We start from the raw sequence: 9,140 nt of genomic DNA, 5'->3' as shown, positions 1-9,140 counted from the left end.
CGTCTCAATCACATGCGCGGGGGCCTCGTTGGTCATCCATCCTGCCGCACTCGCCCTGCCGCATGCACTCGTGGAGTGGGTCACCATGCTGATCATCACCCGTGAGAGGCGACCGACGATGCAAGCTCCGTCCGTCCCAGCGCGCGATGGTGGCACCGGTGTATCTGCGCGAACACACCACTCCGGCGGAGATCGCCGCCGGGTTCGGGATCAGCGAGTCCACCACCCATGCCTACACCAGCGCGGTCGTCGACCTGTTCGCCGAACGTGCACCGGGCCTGCTGAAGACGCCGCGCGAGCACGAACCCGACTTCGTCCTGCTCGACGGGACCCCGCGCCGAGCGCGACCGAATCGGCGACGGCCGGGCCGACCACTCTCACAAACACCGGCGCCACGGCGTGAACGTGCAGGTCGTCACCGACCCCGGCAACCGGCTGCTGCGGCTCTTACCCGCCCTGCCGGCCGCATCCACCTGACCGCCGCCCGTACCCACCGGATCATCCGGATCCGCGAGCGCCAGGGCGTTCCCATCCCAGCCGATCTCGCCTACCAAGGCACCGGCCCATGGCTGACCACCGGCATCAAGCGCGAGCCCCCGCAGGAGCTCACCCCCACCGAAAAGACCCGCAACCAGGCACGGGTCTGTCAAACCAACGGCGGGCCACTGAAAGCCGGCGGTCGAATGTGATGTCGAAGGCGTTCGGCACGGCTTCCAGCGCATAGTCCGACGGGCTGGGTGGGGTCGGGCGACATGATGGCCATGTAGACGCACTTCAACGCGGCCTGCTCGTTCGGAAAGTGTCCGCGGGCCTTGACTGCTCGCCGGATGCAGGCGTTGACCGACTTGATCGCGTTGGTGGTGCAGACGATGCGACGGATATCGCCGCTTCTCGCAGCACCTCGATCGTCCCGGCCTGCTCACGGTTCTGCCGCCACAGCTGCCGCAGCTCTTCCCGCTCCGCGCCCGCCGGCTCGCTCAGTGCCCCCTACCCGCAGTCGATCGTGTCCTGCTTGACCCAGTTCCGCAGTCCCTCGGCGCTGACCCCGATCTTCCGGGACACATCGGGGACCGTCTTGCCGGAGGACCGGACGAGCGCGACCGCGTCACGCTTGAACTCCTCCATATACCGCCTTCCGCGGCGGTTGCTCTTGCTTCCCACCTGGCACTACTTCCTCTGGAACCTCACGTCCCAGTCTCCAGATGTCCAACATCAAGGGGAAGCTTCGCAGGGACAGAATCCGCGGCACTCGATTTGGATGGGCTGGCGTCAGAATCCCAGGAATCTCGGCCATTTGAACCCGTTCCTTCTCGTCAACGTAGATCCCACTGAATTGCAGATCTTCGACAGAAGGCGGTCCCATGATGTCGTTCAGAGTTCCCCGCGTCGTCGTCTCCGTGGCTGCCCTGATGGCCACCACAGCCACCACTGCCACTGCCGCGCCACAGTCCGGTGATGCCCCGCCAAGACCCAATGTCCATAGCGGTGATACCGACGTACACAAGCTCCGCACGAATGCGCGTACCGACCGCGACTCAATCCGACAGTCGCTCGATGCGGCCGCCGCGGAGGCGGAGCTCGACGCCCGGCGGGATGCGGCCGCCGCAGACGCAGAGCTTGACGCCCGGCGGAATGCAGCTGCCGCGAAAGCGGCTTTGGACGCCAAGCAGAGCATCGCGCGCAGGGAGGCTGCTAAGACCGCCCTGCGTAAGAAGCAGGCCCTGGCCGCGGAGAAGAAGCTCGCTGCGGAGCAACAGGCTGCCGGGGAGGCAAAGCAGTCACGAAGGGAGCACGCGGCAAACGCTCCCACCACGAGCCGGGCCGCAGTCGCGCTGAACCAGGCTCTCGCGCAGCGTGGAAAGCCCTACGTCTGGGGGGCGGTCGGACCCTCGTCGTTCGACTGCTCGGGACTCATGCAATACGCCTACCGTCGTGCAGGGCTGAACCTGCCCCGGACAACGTGGGGCCAGATCAACGCCGGCCGACGTGTATCGGTGTCCGAGGCCCGGCCGGGCGACCTTGTCTTCTACCGGGGCGCGGCCCATGTCGGGATGTACATGGGCCACGGCCAAGTCGTTCACGCACCGCGGCCGGGCCGCAATGTCTCGGTGCAGCCGTTGCACGCGATGCCGGTCTACGCAGTGGTGCGCCCAACCTGACCCACGACGCCGTGGCCGAACGCAGGAACTTTTTCTGGGCTTGCTCGGCTCACATACTGACCCTGCCAAAGGCTGCGGCCTCGGCGGTCAGCGCAGCGGTTTGGGTGGAATCCGCCAGGGAGTCCTTCGCACGTCGACCGGGCGCCCCCTTCAAGGTTCCTGTCGCCATGTGAGGGGTGCCCCTATGTCTTTGGTCAAGCTGGTCGGGTTTTGGTTCGGGGCGTCTGGAACGATGCGTCCGTGCATGCTGATGATCAGGTTGGCGAGGGTCTCCCCGCGGACCCTGAAGCGTTCCTGCGGGGTGCGGCATTTGTGTGTTCTTCGTGCTGGTCAACTTGTCCGGGGCGGAAGGGGAGTGTTCGGGCTGCGGCAGCCGTGCGTTCATCGCGGACAGCTAGGGGTTGTTTCTCGGATCTCCTGACGGGAGTGGGGTGTTGAGGTCAGGGTGGTGGGATGGGTCGCGGGGATCTGACGAATGCGGAGTGGGATCGGCTGGACTCATTCCTGCCTCGTGGTGGTGGGCGCGGGGGTCGGTGGAGTGACCACCGTCGGGTGATCAACGGGGTTCTCTACCGAGTGCGGACGGGTGTCCAGTGGCGGGACCTGCCGGAGCGGTTCGGGCCGTGGGAGACCGTCTGTAAACGGCATCGTCGCTGGTCAGCTGATGGAACATGGAGGATGTTGCTGTCTCGCATCCAGGCCGCCGAGGGTGCCGCGGGCCGGATCGAGTGGGATGTGTCCGTGGACTCGACCGCCGTGCGAGCCCACCAGCACGCTGCCGACGCGCGGAAGGCGCCGGCAGCCGAGGGTCCTCAAAAGGGGAACGTTCGGGGGACGAACCAGGTCGATCCGGTGCTGCGGAAACTGGCCGTCCGGCTGGAGGAGGTGGTCAGATCGGCGAATTCCTGGGACGCTCCGAGGCGGCTTCACCACCGAGATCCACCTCGCCGCCGAGGGACGATGCCGCCCCCTCGCCTTCGTCCTGACACCCGGCCACTACGGCGACGGCCCCCAGCTCGAGGCCGTGCTGGAGCAGATCTCCGTGCCCCGCAGCGGACTCGGGCGGCCCCGCACCCGACCAGATCACGTCCTGGCGGACAAGGACTACACGTCCCTAAGAAACCGTCGCCACCTGCGACGACGCGGCATTAAGCACACCATCCCCGAACGCCTCGACCAGCAGAAACACCGCCAGAACCGGGGCTCTCGAGGCGGCCGGCCCACCGGCTTCGACAGCGAGTGATACAAGAAGCGCAACACCGTCGAACGGGCCATCAACCGGCTGAAGGGCTTCCGGGCGGTCGCCACCCGCTACGAGAAACGCGCCTTCTACCTTGGCACCGTCACCCTCGCGGCCCTCGCGATCCGGCTTCGAACATGATCCAAGAAACAGTCCCTACTAGTTGCTGGAGGGCATTCGTGCGGTCAGCGTCAGACGAGGCTTCTGTGTTCGCATTTCGTATGTGGTGGCGCGCGTGTGACTCCGCAGGGTGGTCGCCGGCGTCACAACTTCTGATACGTGTGGGCGACGGCAGGAGCGTGGTGCCGGCGCAGCTGTCCTGGATTACAGAAGACGGCCGGCAGTCCACGGTGGGCTTCTCGCTGGATATGGTGAGCTGTTATGGCCATTGCCGCACAGCCAGCGGTGATGTGGTGGAGATGCGGGGCGAACTCGACGACCGGTTGGAGCACCCGGAGGGGGCTGACGGTGCTCGTGGGTATGAGTTCGACACGGAGGTCGAGGATGCTGGAGGCTGGCATCCGGCGGAACGGCTGTGTGTATGGATCGATGACGGTAATGAGGCGCCCCTGCGGTGGGTGGCCTGGGGCGACCATTCGGGTAACGCCTGTTCGGTCGAGCTGCGTTCGGTGAGTCCGTCCGGTATCGCGGACGCCAGCGACCTGGTGAGCGTCGTGTGGGCCAGCGCCGAGTATCGCGACGCGGGCGAGGTGGCCACGAACCTCGTGGACGCATCGACCAATAAATGGTTCGCACCGCACAACCGTGCGTCCCTTGAATTCCAGCTGACCCAGCCGATCGTGGTGGATCGGTACGTTCTCACCTCCGCCAACGACGCACCTGATCGCGACCCGGCGACATGGACCCTGCGCGGCTCATCGGACGGGCACTTGTGGCGAATCCTCGATATTCGCTCCGGTCAGTCGTTCGCCGAGCGGCATCAGTCCAGGATGTACCAGATTGCCGAGCCGGGATCCTATGACCACTATTGTCTCGATATCACCGGCAACAACGGCTCCTCACACCTGCAACTCGAAGCCGTTCGGTTCCTGGCTGACGGCCGCGGCGGTTTTGCTGGCTACCGCCAACGTGCAGGCCACGCCCCAGTCCCCTACCGGGGCATACGTGTTGCGAAGGCGCCTTCGGATATGCCAGCTGAACCGCTTTCCGAAGATGCGCCAGCTCCCTCGAAAGTGAAGTTGCCCATATCAATGCCGGGGTTTCCGCCCTTCCTCCAAGCCCGCGGGAGCCGACCGGCCGAGTGGGAGGGGTGGCAGCCAGGAGGGTCGTGGCTGCCGCTGGGCGGCAGGCTGTCGATGGAGTCTTTGACCTCGCTGTCGGGGAGGTTCACGGCGCTGCACTCGGTGTACGACCCGTCGTTGGCGGTACGGGACAATGTCACGCAGGAGCGGGTGTGGATCAGTGACTCGCCGCGCTCGAACCAGGTGTGCCTGGGGCCCGACGGGGACCTCGTGGCCAGGAATCACTGCGGCGAGCGGGTGTGGAGCACAGGTACGGGGTGGCTGGGCGTGCGGCGGCTGGAGATGCGGGACAGCGGTGAGTTGGCACTGACCGGCGCGGACGGTGTCGTGCTGTGGAGTTCGGGGATTCCTCAGGTGTCTGCAGGGGTCGGCCACCGGAGGGTGGCTCGGGGATCGACGATGCATCGAGGCGAGAGCCTGCACGGACAGTCGCTGACCAGCGCTGACGGGTCGACCATACTGTTCCACGACGGTCGCACGGTGCGGATCATCCTGCGGGGACGGACCTCGCATTGGGACAGATTCTACGATCAGCAGACTGTCCTGGTGCTCGACGAGGACGGGGTCCTGCGCTCGCGGGCCCTGGACGGCACTGTGATGGAGCAGATCGCCGGGCCGGGCACCGAGCTCATTGTCGTGCGCGGCGCCGCGGAGCTCCGTGACGACGCGGGGACTGTCGTATGGGCGTCCGAAGGCAGTTCGACGCGGCCGGCCCCGGTGCGTGAGCCGGCAATGCCGCAGAACGACGACCTGGCCGCCTGGTTCCGCGCCTTGGTTGGGGAGGACCGCGGCTACTGCGTTGCGGTGGTGAAGGAGAGCACCCCGCGGGAGGTACTCCAGCGAACCAGTGCTTTCCGGGACTCAATGGTGCGGGGCACATGGCGCCAGCTACAACGGCACCGGGACGCCGCACATCCGGATAGGGGGAATGTGGTGGCGGCGATCGCCGTGGGGCTGGACGTTCTCGTCGTCAGCGACGACCCCGCCCTGCCGGTGGCGGCACTGTCGCCCTCGACGTCGGTGGTGGCCCTGCATCAGCCGTTTGGGGGGAACGACTTCGAGGGGACATTCAGCCTCCATCAGGACGGCAGACTTGTGACTGAACTGCGGGACGACCCGCGCCGTCGCAAGGGGGTGGAGGTAGCGGAGGTCGCTGCCGCACTGGACGACATCGCGTGCGAATCGCACCGCCACGAGCTGGTGTTCCGCACGGCCGGGGTGGTTCCCAGTGCCGCCGAGTTCGGAGGCGCGTTGCTCGGCGGTGCCCTGGCGCCGGCGCGGTTACCATCCGCGACGCCCACGGCCGGGCCGGCCAAGCCGCCCCTGGCGGTCGAGGGGTATGACGGCATGAACCCGCTGGTGGTCCGCACCGACTTCACCGATGAGGACGCCTGGAACCAGGTGGTCAAGGAACTGCGGGCGCCGTGGACGGACGACAATCCGGTGGACCTCTACGTAATCTCCGACCCCAGGTACGCCGACGCCCCCACCGAGCGGGTGCTCCAGGACGTCCGCACGGCCCTGCCCGGTCCGAGCCTGCCTGGGGCAGTCTTCATCGCCGACAGCACCACAATGAACGGGACGGGTCATCCGCTGCTGGCCGTGTCGACCGAATGGGACGGCGAACCCTTCAAGGAGGACGAGGAGAACTTCGTCACGCAGTTCCGCCTGCTGCCTAACGCGGCCGTGGAGATCAGTACGAATCTCGGTCTCGGCAACAAGGACTTCGAAGACTTCGCCGGCGACGGGCCGTACGAGCGCCTGGTGTGATGACGCTCCTGGCCCGGCGCCTGGCGCGCCTCACCAGGCCCATTCATACTCGTCGTCCTCCCGTCGGCGTCGCGGTCCTCGGCGCTGAGAAGCTCGTACACCTCGTCCTCAGTGAGCTCGCGCCTCTCGTCCATGGCTCTCACGATGCCGACCCGGTCGCGGCCGGGTCCGGTGGCGTGGTCGAAGACGGTCTAGGCCAGGGTTCCGGTCGCGCAGCGGAGTGAAGTCCACGTCGAGGCTTGGGCCGTACGCCTCGGGCTGGATGCCGAGCTCGTGCGTTGAGTACTCGCCGAACCGGCTGATGTGCTCGGTCAGATACGGTGAGATGTGGGCCAGCGCCTCCGGGGCGATCTCCCAACCCTCTCCCAGCAACTGCCGAACGAGCTCCGCGATGTCCGGAGCGTTGTGGCAGATCACCGCGTTTGTGAGCAGGGCGTTGAATTTCATTGCCTTCTCCTGCTCGGCGGGGTCGTTGTCGGCGATGACGCCGCGGTTGTTGAAACCGAGCCACTGGGAGGAAGCCGATGAGCGTCTCGATCCTGTTGGTCGCCTCGGCCGCAGGGCGCCGCAGCGGGGCGTCGGAGAGGTATCGCAGCATTCTGTGGAATCTGATTTGTCAAGTAGTTCAGCCTTTGCTCTGGGTGACGGTGACGATCGGCAGGAGCGTCACCGTCACCGGAACGCCGATCTCACGGGGTGTCGTCCCAGCCAGCGTGGGGACGTTGACCAGCCGTTTCAGCAGTTGGTCGAGCGCGGCCTGACCGTCTTCGACAGCGGCGCGCCCGCCAGCATGCGCTGAAGGTTTTCCTTGGCCCCCAGGAGCCGGCCCTTGCTGGAGTCCTCGGGCGTATAGAAGTCGCAGCGGGCGCAGGCTACGCAGTGTGGGCACTGCTCGAAGAAGGTGTAGGTGCAGATCTTGTGACCAAGGTCGTAGTACTGCCACGGCTCACCTGACGCGGCCGCTCCGGAGGCAACCGCGTCCCGGTGTCGGCGTACGGCCTTAACTCCCCATCCGCGTACACGCGAACGTCCCCAGGCGCCAGGCCACTTCGGTCGCTCAGTCCTTAAAAGAGCGTTTTGTCCTGGCAGGAGTGTTTGGTAACGCAGCGCTGCCGTGGATGATTACGGGATGTTGGTGCAGGTAGAAGCAGTACAAAAGGCCCCCGGCGGTCCTGTTACGGTCCGGGTGCGCTCGGGGGTGGGCACCGCCGCGGCGTTCTGGTGCGGGGACCCGACGGTAGTGGGTCGCGAGCACCATGTGGAGTGGACTGTCGATGAAAGCGTGGCCTGGGATGGCAACACGCGGCCAGCCACTTTGTCCTCACCCGCGTTGGGCGAGGACGGCGGTCAGGTTGTCTTCCGGGGGCGGTTGAGTCTCACGGGCGATGGTGGGGCCCTGCTGGAAGTGGCCGGCACCCAGATCCTGTTCGACCTCGCCGACCCGCCGCCACCGATGGCAAGTGATGGAACGTGGGTCGAGGTCCATGTGGAGCGCAACAGCGTCAGCCTGTGGCCCTACCTGCTGTGATTCACAGGAGTCCGACTCTGTCGCCGTTCAGCTGTCCCGCCAGTTGCGGGTTGATTCGCGGGTGAGTCTGCGGCTCATGAGGTCGATCATCGCGACGCGGATCACGGCTTCGGAGCGGTGCGGGTGGGTCTCGTAGTCTCGGGACAGGCGGCGGTGGTGCATGAGCCAGCCGAAGGTCCGCTCGACGACCCAGCGCCGCGGGATGACCTTAAAGCCCTTCTGGCCGGGGTCGCGGCGGGTGACTTCCACGTCGATGCCGAGAGTGGCCCCGTGGTCGATGGCCTTGGTGCGGTAGCCGGTGTCGGCCCATGCCTTGGTGATCTTGGGGTGGGTGGCTGCGATCCGGGAGAGCAGGTGGATGCCGCCGGCGTTGTCGGAGACGCTGGCCGCGGTCACCCAGACCGCGAGGAGGAGGCCGAGGGTGTCGACGCCGATGTGGCGCTTGCGTCCGACGATCTTCTTGCCTGCGTCGATGCCCTGGCTGGCGGCCGGGACGTTGGCGGAGGTTTTGACGCTCTGTGCGTCCAGCACACACGCGCTCGGCTCGGCGTCCCGACCTGCGACCTCCCGGACCAGTCGGCGGAGCAGGCCGTTGAGTTGGTCGAATACGCCACCCTTCTGCCAGGCGGCGAAGTATCCGTAGACCGTTTCCCACGGCGCGAAGTCGTGGGGCAGATAGCGCCACGGGATCCCGGTCCGGTCCACATACAAGACCGCATCCATGATCCGGCGCAGGTCATGCTGGGGCGGCCGCCCGATGTCCAGCCCCTTCCCTCGCCGCTCAGCCCACCAGGCCGACAGGACGGGCTTCAGCAGTTCCCATCGAGCATCGGACAGGTCACTCGGATATGGCCGCTGTTGAGACATGTTTCGATAGTTCCGTCGACCGACACCCAGCCACAGGGCGCAAACAGGGGTGAGTGGGGGCGCCTTGGGATCAGACAGGAGCGAAAGGACCGAAACGGGTCCGGCTCTGGCGTCAGCCGTCTCTCACGTCACGGAGAACGACACCAGTCCCAACAGCCCCAGCCCAGTCCGCCACCAATACAGACACCAAACACTCCTGTCAGGACAAAACGCTCTTTTACTGATCGTTTCAGAATGCGGTTCGGAGTCGTCTCAAGCAGATGATGCTGCAGGCGAGTTGGAGCAGACCGAGATGGAGGTCGGCGCGTATCTCG

General features: G+C 66.2%; 7 protein-coding genes and 3 pseudogenes. 6 read left to right on the top strand and 4 right to left on the bottom strand.

Annotated features, from left to right (window positions below):
• Window positions 1–28 precede the first annotated feature (28 nt).
• A pseudogene (locus ACWCPY_RS42425) lies at window positions 29–638 on the top strand (transposase family protein); the annotation flags it as partial.
• Here ACWCPY_RS42425 and ACWCPY_RS42420 read toward each other — a convergent pair.
• A pseudogene (locus ACWCPY_RS42420) lies at window positions 607–883 on the bottom strand (transposase); the annotation flags it as partial. The pseudogenes ACWCPY_RS42425 and ACWCPY_RS42420 sit on opposite strands and share 32 nt — an antisense overlap.
• A gap of 104 nt (window positions 884–987) precedes the next feature.
• Entirely contained in the window at window positions 988–1,161 is a 174-nt protein-coding gene (locus ACWCPY_RS42415) for a transposase (protein ID WP_451274433.1), read from the bottom strand.
• A 200-nt stretch (window positions 1,162–1,361) separates the two neighbouring features.
• On the opposite strand from ACWCPY_RS42415, the gene ACWCPY_RS42410 reads away from it, so the two are divergent.
• The 3 genes and pseudogenes from ACWCPY_RS42410 to ACWCPY_RS42400 all read left to right on the top strand — a co-directional run bounded on the left by ACWCPY_RS42410 (window position 1,362) and on the right by ACWCPY_RS42400 (window position 6,431).
• Window positions 1,362–2,159, top strand: coding sequence for a C40 family peptidase (locus ACWCPY_RS42410; RefSeq protein WP_451274431.1), 798 nt, complete (start codon window positions 1,362–1,364; stop codon window positions 2,157–2,159).
• Between the two features lie 453 nt (window positions 2,160–2,612).
• Window positions 2,613–3,540 (top strand): annotated as a pseudogene (locus tag ACWCPY_RS42405) (IS5 family transposase).
• Window positions 3,537–6,431, top strand: a complete 2,895-nt coding sequence (locus ACWCPY_RS42400; RefSeq protein WP_451274428.1) for a DUF6924 domain-containing protein — start codon at window positions 3,537–3,539, stop codon at window positions 6,429–6,431. Before ACWCPY_RS42405 ends, ACWCPY_RS42400 begins: the two are co-directional and overlap by 4 nt.
• A gap of 108 nt (window positions 6,432–6,539) precedes the next feature.
• Here ACWCPY_RS42400 and ACWCPY_RS42395 read toward each other — a convergent pair whose 3' ends face one another.
• Complete coding sequence (locus ACWCPY_RS42395) at window positions 6,540–6,914, bottom strand: Tn3 family transposase (RefSeq protein ID WP_451274435.1); 375 nt, start codon at window positions 6,912–6,914, stop codon at window positions 6,540–6,542.
• Between ACWCPY_RS42395 and ACWCPY_RS42390 the strand changes: the two genes are divergently transcribed.
• Both ACWCPY_RS42390 and ACWCPY_RS42385 read left to right on the top strand, forming a co-directional pair.
• Entirely contained in the window at window positions 6,823–7,230 is a 408-nt protein-coding gene (locus ACWCPY_RS42390; RefSeq protein ID WP_451274426.1) for a hypothetical protein, read from the top strand. The genes ACWCPY_RS42395 and ACWCPY_RS42390 overlap by 92 nt on opposite strands.
• A gap of 330 nt (window positions 7,231–7,560) precedes the next feature.
• A complete protein-coding gene (locus ACWCPY_RS42385) occupies window positions 7,561–7,959 on the top strand; it encodes a hypothetical protein (RefSeq protein WP_451274424.1) in 399 nt (132 codons plus the stop codon).
• Between the two features lie 27 nt (window positions 7,960–7,986).
• Here ACWCPY_RS42385 and ACWCPY_RS42380 read toward each other — a convergent pair whose 3' ends face one another.
• A complete protein-coding gene (locus ACWCPY_RS42380; protein ID WP_451274422.1) occupies window positions 7,987–8,826 on the bottom strand; it encodes an IS5 family transposase in 840 nt (279 codons plus the stop codon).
• Window positions 8,827–9,140 lie beyond the last annotated feature (314 nt).

Source organism: Streptomyces sp. NPDC002403 (assembly GCF_053593015.1).
The sequence above is the reverse complement of the archived record's forward strand: the minus strand, read 5'-3'. Positions and strand labels throughout refer to the sequence as shown.

Coding starts and splice junctions, on each gene's coding strand:
- ACWCPY_RS42410 (WP_451274431.1), top strand. CDS start 1,362: ATGATGTCGTTCAGAGTTCCCCGCGTCGTCGTCTCCGTGGCTGCCCTG.
- ACWCPY_RS42400 (WP_451274428.1), top strand. CDS start 3,537: ATGATCCAAGAAACAGTCCCTACTAGTTGCTGGAGGGCATTCGTGCGG.
- ACWCPY_RS42390 (WP_451274426.1), top strand. CDS start 6,823: ATGTCCGGAGCGTTGTGGCAGATCACCGCGTTTGTGAGCAGGGCGTTG.
- ACWCPY_RS42385 (WP_451274424.1), top strand. CDS start 7,561: ATGTTGGTGCAGGTAGAAGCAGTACAAAAGGCCCCCGGCGGTCCTGTT.
- ACWCPY_RS42380 (WP_451274422.1), bottom strand. CDS start 8,826: ATGTCTCAACAGCGGCCATATCCGAGTGACCTGTCCGATGCTCGATGG.